The 17642-nt window shown below is 35.2% G+C and carries 17 protein-coding genes; 13 read left to right on the plus strand and 4 right to left on the minus strand.

Annotated features, from left to right (window positions below; genetic code table 11):
• The first annotated feature begins 2 nt into the window (after window positions 1–2).
• The 7 genes from ACMT7R_RS02885 to ACMT7R_RS02915 all read left to right on the plus strand — a co-directional run bounded on the left by ACMT7R_RS02885 (window position 3) and on the right by ACMT7R_RS02915 (window position 6205).
• The gene (locus ACMT7R_RS02885; protein ID WP_415309929.1) at window positions 3–410 is read left to right on the plus strand and encodes a hypothetical protein; all 408 of its coding nucleotides are present in this window, start codon (window positions 3–5) and stop codon (window positions 408–410) included.
• A gap of 578 nt (window positions 411–988) precedes the next feature.
• Window positions 989–1441: a UDP-N-acetylglucosamine 2-epimerase gene (locus ACMT7R_RS02890; protein ID WP_415309930.1), complete on the plus strand. Its 453-nt coding sequence runs from the start codon at window positions 989–991 to the stop codon at window positions 1439–1441.
• Between the two features lie 40 nt (window positions 1442–1481).
• Window positions 1482–2024 (plus strand): UDP-N-acetylglucosamine 2-epimerase, encoded by a 543-nt coding sequence (locus ACMT7R_RS02895; protein WP_415309931.1) that lies wholly within the window; start codon window positions 1482–1484, stop codon window positions 2022–2024.
• Between the two features lie 239 nt (window positions 2025–2263).
• Window positions 2264–2674, plus strand: coding sequence for a hypothetical protein (locus tag ACMT7R_RS02900; protein WP_415309932.1), 411 nt, complete (start codon window positions 2264–2266; stop codon window positions 2672–2674).
• Window positions 2671–4005 carry a glycosyltransferase gene (locus tag ACMT7R_RS02905; RefSeq protein WP_415309933.1) on the plus strand — a complete coding sequence of 445 codons (1335 nt, stop codon included), beginning with the start codon at window positions 2671–2673 and terminating at the stop codon, window positions 4003–4005. Before ACMT7R_RS02900 ends, ACMT7R_RS02905 begins: the two co-directional genes overlap by 4 nt.
• Window positions 4006–5634: 1629 nt before the next feature.
• Window positions 5635–5910, plus strand: coding sequence for a DUF3303 family protein (locus ACMT7R_RS02910; protein WP_415309934.1), 276 nt, complete (start codon window positions 5635–5637; stop codon window positions 5908–5910).
• 55 nt (window positions 5911–5965) lie between these two features.
• Window positions 5966–6205, plus strand: coding sequence for an Lrp/AsnC ligand binding domain-containing protein (locus ACMT7R_RS02915; RefSeq protein ID WP_415309935.1), 240 nt, complete (start codon window positions 5966–5968; stop codon window positions 6203–6205).
• A gap of 182 nt (window positions 6206–6387) precedes the next feature.
• Here the strand turns inward: ACMT7R_RS02915 and ACMT7R_RS02920 are convergent, their stop codons facing one another.
• Window positions 6388–7086, minus strand: a complete 699-nt coding sequence (locus ACMT7R_RS02920) for a hypothetical protein (protein ID WP_415309936.1) — start codon at window positions 7084–7086, stop codon at window positions 6388–6390.
• Window positions 7087–7241: 155 nt separating this feature from the next.
• On the opposite strand from ACMT7R_RS02920, the gene ACMT7R_RS02925 reads away from it, so the two are divergent.
• From ACMT7R_RS02925 to ACMT7R_RS02950, 6 genes are all read left to right on the plus strand, one after another.
• A complete protein-coding gene (locus ACMT7R_RS02925) occupies window positions 7242–7469 on the plus strand; it encodes a hypothetical protein (RefSeq protein ID WP_415309937.1) in 228 nt (75 codons plus the stop codon).
• A 47-nt stretch (window positions 7470–7516) separates the two neighbouring features.
• Window positions 7517–10603, plus strand: a complete 3087-nt coding sequence (locus tag ACMT7R_RS02930; RefSeq protein ID WP_415309938.1) for a S8 family serine peptidase — start codon at window positions 7517–7519, stop codon at window positions 10601–10603.
• A gap of 147 nt (window positions 10604–10750) precedes the next feature.
• Window positions 10751–11011 (plus strand): DUF2024 family protein, encoded by a 261-nt coding sequence (locus ACMT7R_RS02935; RefSeq protein ID WP_415309939.1) that lies wholly within the window; start codon window positions 10751–10753, stop codon window positions 11009–11011.
• A gap of 209 nt (window positions 11012–11220) precedes the next feature.
• On the plus strand, window positions 11221–12315 hold the full coding sequence (locus ACMT7R_RS02940; protein ID WP_415309940.1) for a glycosyltransferase: 1095 nt from the start codon (window positions 11221–11223) through the stop codon (window positions 12313–12315).
• 25 nt (window positions 12316–12340) lie between these two features.
• On the plus strand, window positions 12341–13759 hold the full coding sequence (locus ACMT7R_RS02945) for an aspartate kinase (protein WP_415309941.1): 1419 nt from the start codon (window positions 12341–12343) through the stop codon (window positions 13757–13759).
• Window positions 13760–13785: 26 nt separating this feature from the next.
• Window positions 13786–14700, plus strand: coding sequence for a branched-chain amino acid transaminase (locus tag ACMT7R_RS02950; RefSeq protein WP_415309942.1), 915 nt, complete (start codon window positions 13786–13788; stop codon window positions 14698–14700).
• Between the two features lie 360 nt (window positions 14701–15060).
• On the opposite strand, the gene ACMT7R_RS02955 is transcribed toward ACMT7R_RS02950, so the two are convergent.
• From ACMT7R_RS02955 to ACMT7R_RS02965, 3 genes are all read right to left on the minus strand, one after another.
• A complete protein-coding gene (locus ACMT7R_RS02955) occupies window positions 15061–16050 on the minus strand; it encodes an alpha/beta hydrolase (RefSeq protein WP_415309943.1) in 990 nt (329 codons plus the stop codon).
• A gap of 5 nt (window positions 16051–16055) precedes the next feature.
• A complete protein-coding gene (locus tag ACMT7R_RS02960; RefSeq protein ID WP_415309944.1) occupies window positions 16056–16604 on the minus strand; it encodes a hypothetical protein in 549 nt (182 codons plus the stop codon).
• A gap of 70 nt (window positions 16605–16674) precedes the next feature.
• Window positions 16675–17442, minus strand: a complete 768-nt coding sequence (locus ACMT7R_RS02965) for a hypothetical protein (RefSeq protein ID WP_415309945.1) — start codon at window positions 17440–17442, stop codon at window positions 16675–16677.
• Between the last annotated feature and the right edge of the window lie 200 nt (window positions 17443–17642).

Consider the following 17642-nt stretch of genomic DNA (forward strand, 5'->3'; position numbering starts at 1 on the left):
AAATGACTAACTCAGATTACAAATTAGATTCTATGGGATTAGTATTTCTGGTATCTATTATTATCTTATTTTCTTTGATATTTGTAAAATCTAATTTCGATACTGCATTCTCTCAGACTACATCTTTGACCACAACATATAAGGTTCACGAATCTACATATACTGCCTTATCTTCTCAAGGGGCAAGTCAAGACATTGAAAATGGGGCCACCTCTAAAAATTACCATATAACAAATACCTCTGCAGTACTAAATCCCTTGTTAAATAATCCTACATATAGTGTTACTAATGCTACCATTGCCATCAAAACAGGTACTCTGGAGGGTTTTGATAGTAACAAACCGACCTTACCTAATCAGACAATAATTATTCCACAAGAAAATTTAATTATTGGGCAAAATTATAGGTAGAGGATTAGGCAGATCTTTAATTTTTTATGAATCCCATGGGACTCCAAAGATTATATTCGGACAAAAAATGTGCTTTCGCAAATGAAATAGAACGCTCTTAAATCACAATCCTAATTCGACCGTTCCATAGCAAGTTTCATTTTTAACCGATCGCTAGTATGGCCTCCTTAAGTACGAACTACTCGATTTTTATTTTATTTGAGGATCTATTTCCAACCAAGACTTTTAGATCGCCTAACAAATTGAGAGGAGGCACAGTGTCGCCTGAAATTATAAACTATTGAAACCAAAATTGATAGGGTCTGGATTAAAGAAATTACAAATAGTATTGGTATGTAATATATCATGAGAATCTTCTGTTTCTTTTGATGGTTCAGAGAATGATCTGTATGATTAAATTACTGATGATTTTCTTTGGATATCACTAACTCTCAGATGACTATCATTCACATCCTCTATAATTTAAGCCATTAAGGATTAATGCAACACCTTTCATTTGGATTCAATAACTCTAGGTTTGGTAGAAGGTGGATTCTAATAAAGATAACTTTTTATAAACCTTGTCGCAAACAATTAAAATGAAATTAGTTACTATCGCAGGGACTAGACCTGAAATAATCAAACTAGCATATTTGATTCCGTTGTTAAATAACAACTTTGATCACAAATTTGTGTATACAGGTCAACATTTTTCTCCAAATATGAGCGATATCTTCATTGATGAATTAAAGGTCAAGCCTGATTATGATTTGCAATCAAATTCATCAGATATTTCCACAATTAGAACTAATTTATTACCTGTACTAAGAGAGATCAACCCCGATTTTGTCCTAGTTTATGGCGACACTAATTCTAGCATGGCTGCGGCCTTAGCGGCTGAAGATATCAAGAGTAAAATTATTCATGTTGAAGCTGGCGTCAGAGATTTTGACCTGCATGTACCCGAAGAACCCCTTAGAATACGTATAGATGAAATGTCTGACTATCTCTTTTCTCCATCTAACTTTTGTACAGACCGTCCTATCATATGAAAATACAAGGGGCAAAATCTTTACTACTGGAAATTTAATAGTGGATGTTTGTAAAGATCTCTCAAGTATTGCAATTTCAAAAAAACTTCCAGTATCTATTCCCCAAGAATATCTCTTGTTAACTTTGCATAGACCAGAAAATGTCGATAATCCTCAAAATCTCAGACTACTTATGAATCATATTGCCTCTACTAATCATCCTGTTGTGTTTCCAGTTCATCCCCGGACAAAAAAGAACTTGCAACTCTTCAACATTAATGTTCCTTCAAACATTACAATGATAGAACCACTCGGATACATGGATTTCCTTTCTCTAATGTCAAAATCAAAATTAATACTGACAGACTCTGGGGGTATTCAAGAAGAATCTATAACAATAAAAAAACCTTGTATTACTCTGAGACATACTTCGGCAAGATGGGAAACTATCTTACTTAAGGCCAACATTTTATTTCCGCCAGACAGAGAGGGTAACTTGGATGAGGTCATAAAAACAATGCTTTCCACTACTATAAACAGGAATCCGTATGGTGAAAATGTGGCTCAAAACATTCTAGAAATACTGCAATCTGAGCTAAAATAATAATAGGTAAAATTACTTGATAGGAATTAAAGATTGTGCTACTCATAAAGAATGTTCCACAGATAAACCGATCAATAGACGCGAATAAAGGTACCTAAATATATGGACATTTCCTTTTTCATACTAAAATGAAACATAGTATATACATTGTGCTAATGTTTATACCATGTTACTTTTTTATCCTTTTACTTTTTTTTTATAGTAATAATTCGTCATATGCACAATGGGTGATGCAGCCTTTGCCTCTTCCTGGTCCTCCTGGCCCTGAGTGCTGTAGTAGTAATACAAGTAATGATACTACTCCTCCAAAAATAATTATAACTACTGATATCCTATATGAGGGTAATAACGTATTGAAGTTAAAAATAGAGGATGAATCCCCATTGAAGCTTAGAGGTATAAACTTCACTCAGGGTAACAAGAATATAGAAACTTATTTGGCAAAGGAACAAAATCAAGAATATATTGCCCTTGTTAAGGTTGTTCCACCATTTACAGAAATACAGGTGCGAGCTGTAGATGTTAACGATAATTCTGCTAGATTGGTTCAACAGATAAAAGTGGAAAATTGGTTTGACATGATCATATCTTCAATCACAAATAATCCTATTTGGAAAAATACTCAAGCTCTTTTCGGGGAACCTCGTTGAAAGACAAGAAATGGAAATTTATGTATTCTGTATTACTGGTAATATGGCTCACAGTAATACTTAATACGGTTTATTATTGGAATACGGGAAACGAAATTCTGATCGATACCGATGTAAATCTATACTATGTGACATTGCTACCATTAATCATTATAATTATTTATACCGCAGTAACATGTTTTATACTCATTACCTATCTTGCAATGGATAAGAAGGTGAAATCTATTCAACAAAAAGCATACGAAAATTTCAAAGATGCGATTATTAAAAAGAATAGTTTATGCTCTATAGTAATAGCCGCACACAATGAAGACACAGTAATAAAAAAAACAGTTACAGAATTACTAAAACAAACATATCAAAATACCGAAATTATAGTCGTATGTCATAACTGCAGTGATAATACTTTTGCCGAAGCTTCTTTTCAAGATCCTCGAGTAAAGCCACTTGACTATAAGACTAAAGACTCTGGAAAAGGAATAGCACTAAATTATGGAGTTTCGAAATCTCAAGGAGAATACATTTTAGTTCTCGATGCAGATGGAATTTTGAGTCCTGACTTTGTAGAGAAGGGGCTTCCATTACTAGAAAAATACGCCGCTGTACAAGGAAGATATGTCCCAAGTAATAGAAATTATAGCTTCGTTACTAGATTATTGTCGATCGAAGGTGACTTATGGTCCACCCCTTATATGACTGCCAGGACTGCACTGGATAAAAGAGGGGGACTTGGAGGAACAGGTTACATTTTGAGAAAAGATATTCTTCAGGAAGTCGGAGGGTTTACCAACCATTTGGTAGATGACTATGAACTTACTTCTAGATTATTGAGAAAAGGTTATAGAATAGTTTTTGCACCCCAATGTATTAATTATGATGAAAAACCCCCAACCATAGATATATTATTAAAGCAAAGAGCCCGGTGGGCCAAAGGGTTCATTGATCTTTTGAAAAATCAAGTATGCGAACCTACCGATATACTAGGGATCATTTTTTGGCTGAGTCCTATAGTAATATTGACTGCGCTAGGTCTTTTTTTGACCATTGGATTTGGTATGATCTTTAATTTAGTGTTTGGATATTTCCCTTTTAACTATGCTGCAATTACGATTAACCAATGGCTTTTGCTCACGGCCTTTATTTGGGTGGTTCAAGTGACTGTGTTGGCAAAAGAATACGGGTGGACTGGACTTAAATATGCAATATTTATACCGCTTTACAATTCGTTTGTGTTGTACGTTTTTGTTGTTTTTGTTAGGGCGTTTACAATTAAATCATGGGGAGCGACCAAAACTACTCATGGGTTTACCACAAAATCAAACAGCGTTTAAAGGATGTCAACTGCAAATTTGAATATGCAATCTGATTTAGATTTTCAATATTTGCTTGGGATTGACTTTTAATGTCTATCATTGGTATAAATGATCCAGATATGAATATTTATGATACCCTTTCGTTTTAAGGGTAGGGTTTGTTGCATAGTTAATATCCTTGGCTAAATTATCATTTTTAGTATTTAGGTGATGCGGTAAATCGGAACGAATAATCTTGGAAATCCAATAATAGGAAATGAAATTAATAGTTAAGGTTTCGACTAATGAAACATGTCAATCATTATGTCAAAACAGTTTATATAATCATCTCTATTTTAACATAATACGAAAAAAACAATCTATGGGAAATGTCCTAATTGTAGGTCAAAAGGACCGCTGGATGTGGTATCCAATATTCCAGGAAAAGAAAAATTTAAGTGTAATTCTTGTTACACAAAATTCGGAATTTCTGACTTGTAGTTTATGTAAAGTCTCATAGATTTCCAAAAAAATATTTAGTGTAATTGTATTAATATTAGGATATTACTTTGGACTAGATAAAAATACGAGGTGTCTTTGAAATCAAAATTAAAGGGAATACGGACTAAATCTCAGACTTTGGTCAAATCTATAGTATTCGCATTTCAATGCAGCATAGGGTACTGATCTTCCATTTTTTGTAGTTGAGCTCCGTGGGATCTTCTAGTATTTGGGCAATTACTATTAAAAAGACCATATAATTGGAAATGCCGTGATAAAAGTATCAAAAGTAAATAACCCAAAGTTTTGAAATTATTTGTAAATACCATTAATATCTATGTAATAGGGACATACCAATCTACCCTTAGAACTAATTTATCAGGGTTCAGCACCAATGGTATGTAGTCTGCCAACTTATTTCTAGATATGTCTCTTAAATAATAAAATTTGTTCTTATGTACGAGGATGATATAGATCAAGCAAGGATTATTACAAAATATTTGGAGAATAACTACTATGAAGTCGCTTGTTTTATCTATTCATACCGAGCTCAAGAGCTTTCTGGAACTTATTTATTATGCGGTCGTTTTAACCGATTCCAAATTGATTAGAATGAGTGGTACCAATTTTGCTAAAGAAATCAGAACGATGAGGTAAAACAGAATCATGATCCTGCTATTGACTGCACATTTTATAGCTCTTACACTAAGAGAATAAGATGTAGTAAATATAATATATAATGTTATTATTATATTGTTCCCTCTTGAACTTTAGATCAGAACTATATTCTCATAATTAAGTCGTTTAGATGAGTTTATTCCAATCAATTATTTTTATGGTCTTTCAATTTGCATCAAGATAAAAATAAGTCAATCATTTTCTAAATTATTATTAAACAAACTATAGGTACAAATATCGTAAACGCCATTCCATGATTGTTTAGATTTGGCATTATCCCGATTTTTCTTGAGATCTAATCAGGTCAAACTTTCCACTGTTTCACAAAATAAAATTTGCTTAATCAGTACTTTTGAAAACGACTAGATCTTTAAACTAATACCTTTCAATTTAGCCTATTAGAATATTCTGTTTCTTATTGAATTTAATTCTACCTAGAGGTATGAATTGCATAGTAAAACTTAAAATGTGATCGTTATAACTAACACTATGAGTGCTACTTTTTTAGTCTTTTATAGATTCAAGACAATGACTCCTGAGGAGGCGAAAAAGGCAAACGAGGAGTGGAGAGAAATGAAGAGAAGTCTCCCACAAGGGATTGAATTAATGGGCGAATATAGCCACGCTTGGGGAACTGAATACAATGGTTTCCTGCTTTTTGAATCAGAGAGCAGCGATGGATTTATGGATTGGTGGTCGAGCTTTAAAGACAGTATTAGGTGGTACGTAGATCACACACACACAATAACCGCACGTAGAAAATAGACATACTATTTTTAGAAAGATAACAGTTTTATTTAATACCACTGATCACTAGAATATGAAACATAATGCCTTTGTTCTAATAAATTGCACACTCGGATCTGAAGCAAAGGTGATGGAACATATACAAGATTTAGAATATGTGGACAAGGCATATCGTGTCTATGGGGTTTATGATATTATTGTAAAGGTTAATGCAAATGACAAAGAAGACTTGCAGAGAAAAGTTTTACTTATTAGACGGTTAGACGATATTAAATCTACATTGACATTGCTTGAGATTAACACTCAAAACTGATTGGGTATTTAGTAGAAATAACGTTTTTTTCGTAAAGTGATATTGTTTAGTGCATCATCAACTTCTTTTCAATTAATTTGAGTTTTTTTATCTAAACAGTTATTTTATGTTTTTATTGTTCCTTATTGAGAAGAATAGAAAATATATGATAGTGTTACTTTTGACATCTAGTGTTCAGTCATTTATTTTATAGCTGATTCGATTTTTTCATATGATTGTTGGGTTAACATATTTTGATTCTTCAAAAAATCGACAAAGTATTTACTCTGTTCAAATTCGTCTATCAGATTCATTAGGGTTGCTCTAAAAAAGTCTCTTGCCTCATGGTTAAGTCCGCATTGCGTACAACAATAATTACTCTCATTGCTTGGTGCCCATTTTTCCTTGATTTCTTCATTATTGTATGCTCGTGAGAGGACTTTTCTTACGTAGTCTAACAGAGTAACAAACAACTCGTTTTTCTCTTCTCTTAATGTGAGCTTTGTTAATGTATCGGCAAAACCCTCGCTAAATATACTGTGACCGGGAGGTAAAGGAACCGGCTTATTACCTTCATATATGTCATGGATACCAAACAATTCCTCTATAACCAATCTAGCTCGTTTTCGAAAAATAAATGGATCTTGTCTCTTTGACGGCCTGCCTCTTTGACTCTTTTTCTCTTCTTCCACGTGATTAATGTAATATTCTCTATAAAGCTCGGCCTTTTGAGCGTACACTGTCTTTATTGGTAATTTAGTAACTTCACTTAATTCTTCAACGGACAATCCTGTTGGATAAGCCTCCCTTAATGCATTTAGGATTTTTCGGTTACTATCTTTGTTAATTACTTGTAAATGAAGGTCGTCTCTGCAATAAAATCCTTCAAAATAATTTTTCATGATCTCCAATATTTTCTATTATTCTTATACTTTTAGAATTTAAGAACCTTGGAGTATAATATTTTCAAGACAAAATTTATCTATTTACCGAGTCAATCAACTGTATGATAAGAAATCTATTTAAAAAAGGCAAAAGAACTGACGGTTTAGTGCTATTGTCAATAAATATAATAATTTTTTCGCTGATAATAGTATCAACGTTTGCAGGTGTATATGCTAATCCAGCATCCAACTCCACCATTCCAGCATCCAACTCCACCATTCCAGCATCCAACTCCACCATTCCAGCATCCAACTCCAGTTCTGTGGTTGATAATCAAAACGGAACGATTGCATCATTTCCTGGTTCAATTGACAGCGATCGCAGACACATGCCTCTCTGAAAATCGAGTTCGTCAATAATTAGACACTGTTGAGTTGAGTTTGGTCGATGAAGCTGAAAGCTAAAGCACTATTTCTTCTATTTATCTTAGTAATTCTAACCGGATCCATCTCCTATCCGTTCAATACATTTGTAAAAGAACATGGTAAACAAGGTATACTATTTCTGACTGCTTCTGGAAGTACGGACCGGTCAGAAACAGATAGTGACAGTGGAGACAACTCCACCTCTTCTTCTACTCCTTCGCCAGAAGAAGTTTCAGATCAAGACAGCGACAGCGACAGCGACAGCGACAGCGACAGTGGAGACAACTCCACCTCTTCTCCGACTCCGCCCGAAAAGAGAAATCCTATTGCAGATGCAGGTCCCGACGTTACTGTACAAAGCCAAACCTTAACTCAGTTGGATGGTAGTAATAGCAATGATCCTAATGCTTCTGGTGATGATGTCAGTCCCCCTTTGAATTATGATTGGACTCAAACTGCTGGACCTGAAGTCACATTAAATAATCCAAACACTGCTAATCCTGACTTTATTTCCCCTCAGGTTCAAGAAGAAACTCCACTCACATTTCAATTAATAGTAAGTACTGATTCTGCAAGAAGTGATCCAGATTCTGTGACTGTGTCTGTTACCCCAGCTGTCATACCTCAAACACTTATTGCAGATGCAGGTCCCGACGTTACTGTACAAAGCCAAACCTTAACTCAGTTGGATGGTAGTAATAGCAATGATCCTAATGCTTCTGGTGATGATGTCAGTCCCCCTTTGAATTATGATTGGACTCAAACTGCTGGACCTGAAGTCACATTAAATAATCCAAACACTGCTAATCCTGACTTTATTTCCCCTCAGGTTCAAGAAGAAACTCCACTCACATTTCAATTAATAGTAAGTACTGATTCTGCAAGAAGTGATCCAGATTCTGTGACTGTGTCTGTTACCCCAGCTGTCATACCTCAAACACTTATTGCAGATGCAGGTCCCGACGTTACTGTACAAAGCCAAACCTTAACTCAGTTGGATGGTAGTAATAGCAATGATCCTAATGCTTCTGGTGATGATGTCAGTCCCCCTTTGAATTATGATTGGACTCAAACTGCTGGACCTGAAGTCACATTAAATAATCCAAACACTGCTAATCCTGACTTTATTTCCCCTCAGGTTCAAGAAGAAACTCCACTCACATTTCAATTAATAGTAAGTACTGATTCTGCAAGAAGTGATCCAGATTCTGTGACTGTGTCTGTTACCCCAGCTGTCATACCTCAAACCCCTGATACCCCACCAACCAACCAACCCGATCCTCAAACCCCTGATACCCCACCAACCAACCAACCCGATCCTCAAACCCCTGATACCCCACCAACCAACCAACCCGATCCTCAAACCCCTGATACCCCACCAACCAACCAACCCGATCCTCAAACCCCTGATACCCCACCAACCAACCAACCCGATCCTCAAACCCCTGATACCCCACCAACCAACCAACCCGATCCTCAAACCCCTGATACCCCACCAACCAACCAACCCGATCCTCAAACACCAGGTCCAGTCGAGTTCCAAACAGTGACTGAATCCTGTAACACTACAAACGAACCTTTTGACCAAGGTACATTAACAATAGCAACCGATCAAAGTTTCACTCAAATCTATAAAATTACGCCAAATCCTTATGGTTCTGAAGATTCATTGTACTTTGTAAATAATGATTTCTTTGACTGTACAGCTGATGATTCATTAATTTCGTTGAATGGTTTAGATTTTGGTTGGTACCAGATAGAAATTTTAGACGAACAAAACTCAGACAATAACAAAGTTTTTGATATTTCAATTAATCAGAATCTCCCATCACCAGTCATTTACTTGTTTGAAAAAATTTTTGAGCCGAATTTGGATTACGAACGAATACCTTCTCAGTACATTGTATGGTTAGATGAGAGTGTTACGTCAGACGCTGAGACGGTATCTGAGGACTATTCTCAGAATGGCAAGATCATACATATTTTTGAGAATCCTCCAGGCTTTGTAATCAACATGTTCGGAAGTGGATCAATAAATGAAAAGGAATTTGTAAGCAAGCTTGCAAGTGATTCAAGAATATTTGCCATAAATCAGGATTTGTTTGGCAAAGTTTCCGCTTTAAAATATAAAAATCAAACTATTCCAAGTAGTCTTGAAAGGATTAGTGCCAACATACTGAATCTTACAGTTGCTAATGCTACCCAAAATAGTGACCTTACCAGTACGAACCAAAATTTGAATTTCTCAAATGTTGATATTGCGATTATTGACACCGGAATAAGTCTTAACCATCCCGATCTAAATGTGTACAGAAATATTTCATTTATTGAAGGAGTACCTAACGGTAACGACGATTTGGGACATGGAACACACATTGCAGGAATTGCAGCAGCAATGGACAACTCCTTTGGAGTTTTGGGTGTTGCACCCGGCGCAAAATTGTGGGCAATCAAGGTTTGCGATGCAAATGGAAATTGTCCACTTTCGTCCCAAATTCAAGCAATTCAGTATGTAAACCAACATGCAGATGAAATTGATATTGTAAATTTAAGTATTGAAAATCCTCCATCTGACAAATTAGATAAGGCCGTTACAGAATCCATTTCAAAGGGAGTAATTTATGTGGTAGCAGCTGGTAACAGTAATACTAATATATCTGCTACATCGCCTGCTCGAGTTCCTGGGGTAATAACAGTATCTGCTATTTCAGATAGTGATGGTGCATGTGGTGGTCGGGGAAATAACACGATCGGCGGCCCTGATGATTTTGCTGCTTCCTTTAGTAATTACGGAAAAAACATAGACTTTGCTGCCCCTGGTGTTGATGTTTTCTCTACATATTTAGGACAAAGTTATGCTTTTGACAGTGGTACTAGTATGGCAGCTCCTATTGTTGCCGGCCAGGCTGCTTTGTACAAGAGTTATTATCCTGAGGCTTCGTCAGAACAGGTGATTTCTGCACTGCTCAATTCTAGTATTCCTTATACCACGGCCTGTGCGGGAGAGAGTCATGGACACTTTGAGGATATCCAGGACTTCCATCAAGAACCACTGATTTATTCAATAAACATTCCAGCCAAAGTTCCTAATGCGAGTCAGACTCCCTAGTTAAATCCATCCTTTTATTGTTCATTCATCTTCGTTAACTTGAAATAAATAAAATTACAATGCTAATTTTAGATAAAACCAGTTTTAGTCAATTTCGTCATAGATAACGATGTAATAAATTAAATATGCATAGCGCAAATCTAATGTATGGAATGTGCAGTTTATGATACATATGTCACAAAAAAAGATGGCAGAATAATGCATTTTGATGTCATCGTAGAGGCAAGTACCCCACACGAAAAGGCTATTGAATACGGTAAGGAATACCTTAAAACTGTGGACCAGGGTGGCCAAAAAATGACTCAAGAGGAATGTCAATTCTGTCATATTCAAGAAGCACCACCAATAGTTGCTAAAGATATTGAAAAATCTGGTTATTATATCCAAAAAATGGAAGGCTGTCCTTAAAATCTCGACAATGGCACATTAAATTTTTAAATTGCATCAATTTTTTTGTTTGTTCGTTTATAGTTTTAAACAGACTCCGCAAGTCTAGCTACTAAATTTGTTTTTATATCAATAAGCTGTGCAAACGTGCCTCCATCTAAAAAACTCCAAATAACTAAAATTCTTAATCTTAATATTTAGACTCTTCAATTAGTTCAAGACAATATTACATGGCTTTTTTCTTTACTAGCCCAATTGGGTTGGGGCATATTACACGTGACATAGCGATATTAGAAAAAATGCCTGAACTTGCTAGTACCGTTGATCTGACGATGATAACTGGACTTAAAGCATATGAACTTGTATCTACATATCCTAAAAACCGATTAGAAAAAATAAATTTACAATTTTATGACTTGTACAAACCTCCAGATTTCTTCATTTCAAATGGAGTGCTGAAGAATAACTTTGTATGGCTATTACTTTATCTTTGGTATTACAATAGATCAAAGACTCTTGCAAAAAATCTGCTGCTGATTTCTTCTCATTATGAAAAATCGCAATCAAACTTGGTAATCTCTGACGAGGATTTTGCATCCATATCTGTAACAAAGGACACTGACAAACCCAGGATCTTTATCACGGATATCCTAAATACTCGTTTTATTGAATCCAAAATGCTGTCCGGAGTAGAAAGCTTTCTTAATAATACCATGTCCAAGTTGATGCAATCCTGTAATTGTGTGATTGTTCCAGAATTGGGGGACAACAAAGACAACATAATCTATGTCGGTCCTATTGTTAGAGAGATATTAACAAGCAGAACCGAATTAAGACGTCGATTTTCACTCTCTCGAAAAACAATTCTAATTACTACAGGGGGGACCAATGCTGGAAAATATTTGAGCAAAAAAGTACTTGAAGTTCTCCTCGTACTAATCAGAAGGTTTGATTTTGATTTGATTCTCTCTTTTCCTTATGAATTACATGTCTCAGGGTTTGAGGATCATGCTTTTAGAAATATTGGGTTTGTTCCTAATATTCATGAATATATATTTGCGGTAGATTTGGTTATTTCCCTTGCGGGAAAATCTACTATCGACGAGTGCAGTATTTATGGTACTCCTGGAATCTTTATTCCAATAAAGAATCATTTTGAGCAAGAAGAACGGGCATTGAAATTTGGCTTTTCATATGATGATATTAATCGACTGGAGGAGATAATAGAGGAATACCTATCCAGTATCGGAGCAAGAAAAAAATATAATGTTAAAAACGGTGCAATGCAGGCCGCACAGATTATATCCGAATATCTGAATGAATAATAACCGGCTAACACATTAGATTTCAGTGTTGGAGCAATTAATAATTGCAAAGTTCGGCGGTTCTGCGTTAGGAGTAGATGGTGTCAAAATTCCTGTAATCATAGAGAGAATCAAAGAATTAAGAAAAAATTCCAAAATAATTTGTGTTTTTTCTGCTCCACTCACAAGCTATGAAGGAAAAAATCTGTCGATGACTGATGTAGCAATCCGAATTTCTCGGAATTATGCTACGTCAAATCCAGTAGATATAGATATCCTCAAAAATGTATATCTCGGAATATCAAGAAAATATCTTTCGAGTGGAAATCAAAAGAAATTTGAAAATGAATTAGAGAAATTTAACAGAACTGTTCTTATTTCCCTAAAGCAAGTGGCAGAAAACAGGAGATTTGTGGATGTAAGTAGATCACGTATTCTTGCCTATAGTGGAGAGATTGTAATAGCTAGTCTTATGAATTATATTTTGAGATCTAACGATATATTGTCATCAAGTGTAAATATCGATGAATGGCCCATTATAACTGATGACAACTTTGAAGCGGCTAATTTTATGCTAGATGAATCAAAGAAAAAATTGGATGGTTTAGTTAATCTCGTCAATGAGAATGATGTTGTTTGTATCGGTGGTTTTATAGGGAAAACAATAGATGGCCTTGAGACTACATATGAGAGGGGTGGATCAGACAGATCGGCTGCAGATTTAGGCATTCTATTATCCTCAAAGTTCAATGTGAGCCTTGATTTTGAAAAAGATAACTCTGTTTTAAGTGCTGATCCAAAAGTAGTCTCTAATAACTTACTTAATGTAAAGACCCTCTCATATAACGAAGCTAAACTTGCTGGAATGTTCGGTATGAAAATTTTGGATCCAATTGCTATCAAGGATATTGATGACCATGATTTAAGTTTGCTTATTTTGATTACAAATATATCAAATCCCGATAATTATACCCAAATCATAAAAAAAGTTCCAGAAGATGAAAATGAGATTGAACCTAAAATTAAGATTGTTACTGGCAAAAAGAATTGTGCAATAGTGAGAATGGAATCGATTGCTGCATCGCATATTGCTGCATTGTTTGAAAAACAGCGCCAATACCACGATTTTGTTGAATTGTCTCCCTACAAAAAAGACAATCAGGAGATGACTCGATTTTTGTTTTTAGATGGGGATTATGTTAGGAGACACGAAAAAATATTTCGCGCGTTTTATCCAAAAGTGGAAATGGTTTACGGTAGAGGAGTGGTTACTTTGATAGGTGACTCTATGTGGAAAATTCCAAAGATTGTATCTGAAACAAGTAGTATCGTAAGTCAGCAAGACATAAACATACTTAATATTGACGCTCAAGAGGAAACCTCCCGTATCCTAATTCTCGTCGAGGATCATAATGTAGAGGAAGTTATTCGATCAATACACTCAAAAGGCACGATAATTAATTAATTAATTAATTATTTTAGGGATTTTTAATGCTCGAGAGTGATAAAATTTGGATGGATGGACAATTAATCGACTATCAAGAAGCAAAGGTTCACGTTTTAACTCATGGGTTGCATTATGGAACTGGAATATTTGAAGGAATTCGCTCCTATTCTACTGAAAATGGTCATGCTATATTTAGATTAAATGATCACATCAAACGCCTCTATAATAGTGGAAAGGCATATTTTATGCAGCTTAGATATGAACCTGAAGAATTAAAAAATGCTACAATAGACGTTGTTAGAGCCAACAAGTTGGGAGATTGTTATATCAGAATTATTGCTTTTTACGGATACGGCAAGTTGGGGGTAAACCCGTTACCAAATAAAGTTTCTATTGCGATTACTGCTTGGAAATGGACCGAACATATTAGAAAAGAAGATTTAGAACTTGGAATTCATTTGATGGTTTCTTCATGGGAGAAAGTGGGATCTCGAAGTCTTCCTACTCATGCAAAAGGGGTTGCGAACTATGCAAATTCTGCACTTGCAAGAATGGAAGCATTAAAGTCCGGTTTTGATGAAGCTATAATGTTAAATTCCAATGGTCATGTGGTGGAAGCAAGCGCCGAGAATATCTTTTTAGTAAAGAATGGTGATTTGTATACTCCCCCAATTTCAAGTGGAGCTCTTGAGGGTATAACTAGAGATACAGTTATTGATATTGCTGAGAGAAACAATGTTAAAGTAATTTCTGAAAATATTTCCAGAGACGAACTCTATTACTATGATGAGGTATTTTTAACAGGAACGGCTTCAGAAATAGTTCCAGTTGGATATATAGATCACAGAAAAATAGGCAGCGGAGGGATCGGGCCTGTAACCTCGCTAATTAGAAAGCATTTTGCAGACATTGTAAGTGGAAAAGAAAAAGTATATCACGATTGGCTGACATACCTGTAAAATAGATTCGTCCTATAAATCCAAGAAAGAGAATCAAAATCATGCTTATTTGTTAAGAAAGGATTATGTTTTGTGCAGGAAGTATAACCAATTAGTGTTATTTTTTCCTTTAATCATTTTCGGTTCCTCTGCGTCATGATAGTCACTTTCCATTTTTATAAAGTCCATTTTATTTTAAGTTGTATAATTGAACTCTGAATCATCGTTTTGTATTTTTCTAAAACAAAAAAAAATTGTACTGGCAAATGTACTTTTGCGGCATAACAAAGATTCGATACCCCTGCAAGGTATTTTGACATACCCACTAACTTTTTACAAGCGTTTCTATTTATGGGGGCATATGTATTTTAGAGTTGTTGTTTAGCTGAGAGCTCTGTAAATTTTTTGCATTGAGATATCATACCTATAGCCTGTATTAAAGTGACCTCCTCCGTATTCCTCGTACTCGTGCCTAATATCCAAGCTTTTACACTTTTCGCTAACAATTTTAGTTCCTATTTGTAAATTAAATTCATCAAAAATACCACAATCAAGATATATCAAATCCATTTTTCTCAGCTGTTCTGCAAAGTTTGATATCATATTGATGGGATCAAATTGCTTCCATCTAGACCAGACATCTTCTTTAAATATTCCTGTGGTCATATCAAATGGAAGATCTATTTTTAACTTATTATTTTCCGCATTTGGAGAATAATGTGCAGCCATAGACAAAATATTAAGCGTAGTAAAATCATCCTTGGTCCGCCCTGAATCTAAATTCCAAAACTCATCTAGCCAATCATGGAAATTTTGATACTTTTTTAAAGTCTTGATAGCAGTAGCAAAGTCCGGAAGGTAACAATATTCAAAACCCGAATCAAATGAGTGTGCCCCTATAGCACTAAATATTTGGGGATGATGCATTCCCATCGAAAGTGCCCCATACCCACCGGAAGATTTGCCTAACACTGCGCGTTTAGAAACATTGTAGTTACGATCAATAAAAGGAACGATTTCATCCACAACGTAATCTTCATATCTGCCTACGGCACTTGAGTTGATATATTGACTTCCTCCTAGTCTATTGAAGCAGTTTACAATAACTATTATCATGTCTCCGCATTCCTTGTCACTAATCAGTTTTTCTAGCCTTTCAAAAATTGATACTGAAAATGGGTCATGCTTCACTGCGGAGTAATTATCATTACCAAATGCAGGCAGTAAATAAATAGTTGGATAACCCGATGAATTACTAATTTTATAATTTTCTGGAGTATAAATAATAATATCTCTTATAGGGGAATCTCCAAGTGGATTATCTTCAAGTGCATTGCTTTCAAAGGATCGATACTCTAACTTTCCTTTCAATTCCTTTATCCATATCCTGGATATCTTTCTTTTATTTTCCTCCGAATGCTTTGTGATAATTTCTCCGATACCACGTCATCATACCTACTTTTTCCCGCTATATTCTTATTAGTATACAAAAAGGGACCATAGAGGTAATCTGTACCTAGTGTTGGCACCGTCGGCTCCATAGAATTTAAGAGCGTATTTAATTCTTGGTTTAAATAATCATTGTTTTTTCTTGCTATAGACTCTTGCTCTTCTGAAAGCTTTTTAAAAATATTGATAAAAACCGGCGGATCAATTTTCCTATATCCGAAGGGTATCAAATTGTTGTTGGCGTCTCTTTCAATTATCTTTGTATCTATGTCTAACCTAGTTCCTGAAATAATTGGTGAAGGTTTGTAAATCGAATCTATCTTCAATCTCCAAGACTCTTGAGGACTAGTTACGGTAGCATCGTAAAAGCCGTCTCTTATTGAACTAGTAGAAATTATAAAATTCCAATTTTTTGGATTTGTAGAATACGTTTTGAATATTTGCTTGGCCAAGGACTTTTCCTCCAGAATTTCCATGTCTATAAACTACCAGTCATTTAATAATAGGATTACGTTTTACAGACCTTTATAATACCTTGACTGGAGATCAGACATTAATAACATCATCTAAAGTGGAAAAAGGCGGAGACCTGCCAGTGGCTGCAAATAATGTTGAATTTCCTTTCTTACCCTTCTCGACGATGAATTCTAACTTTTTGAAAATAACCAACGCAATTTTCCCTCTTTGACGATTATTACCACATGCTTTTCGTTCCTTATCTTGCAAATCCTGTAGAATAAATCTCTTTTTGTTTGAATCTGGACCACCTGATAATTCTACACAAGCTCGCCACAAGGTCGATATTATTGAATGGGTGTGTCGGAGCGATCCGAGATACAATATTTTGGAATGTTTTTGGGTTAGAATTTGGGCAGCGAATTCCATGTCGTCTGTCTTTTTCCTGTATATATTGTAAATGCTCCTTTTTTTTCTTGGGTTTTTTTCTTCTAAATTAAACCAAAAACTATACCCTTCAGGTTCTGAATAAAAACGATGAATATCGTCAATGTTGCTGCCATGTCCTGATCTGTATGTTTGTTCGATATCTCGATTCAATTTCCAATTTCGGTTGTCATTTAATATTTTTTTTGCCTCAATTAATTTATCATAATTTACGATGAATTTTTTCCTTCTATAAGTCTCTAACTTGAGCAATATACCGTTATCCACAAGGCTGTTTAGTGCGATTTCATAGTTACTATCATAATTGTTTCCACAGAGCTTTTTTAGCTGATCATCAAAAAGAACGTTATGAACCCCTTCACCAATTAAATTATAGATTATCCAGCGTTTCCAGTTTGAGATAGGCGTCATCTATAATTTCACTCCTTTTAAACTCCTTTTCTTATTCAAGCATTTAATCTTTCCTATTTAAGGGATTACTGATTTCTATCTGTGTCATAACTATGTTATCTCGATACAGCGCAATCATAGATCGAGGACTTTTTGAAAATTACGCAAAAGGTGATCCCAGTTGGCGTAATTTTGGACTAATGGGTGTTTATGTCTTGATA

Origin of the sequence: Candidatus Nitrosocosmicus sp. FF01 (genome assembly GCF_047711275.1) — an archaeon.
Classification (GTDB): domain Archaea; phylum Thermoproteota; class Nitrososphaeria; order Nitrososphaerales; family Nitrososphaeraceae; genus Nitrosocosmicus.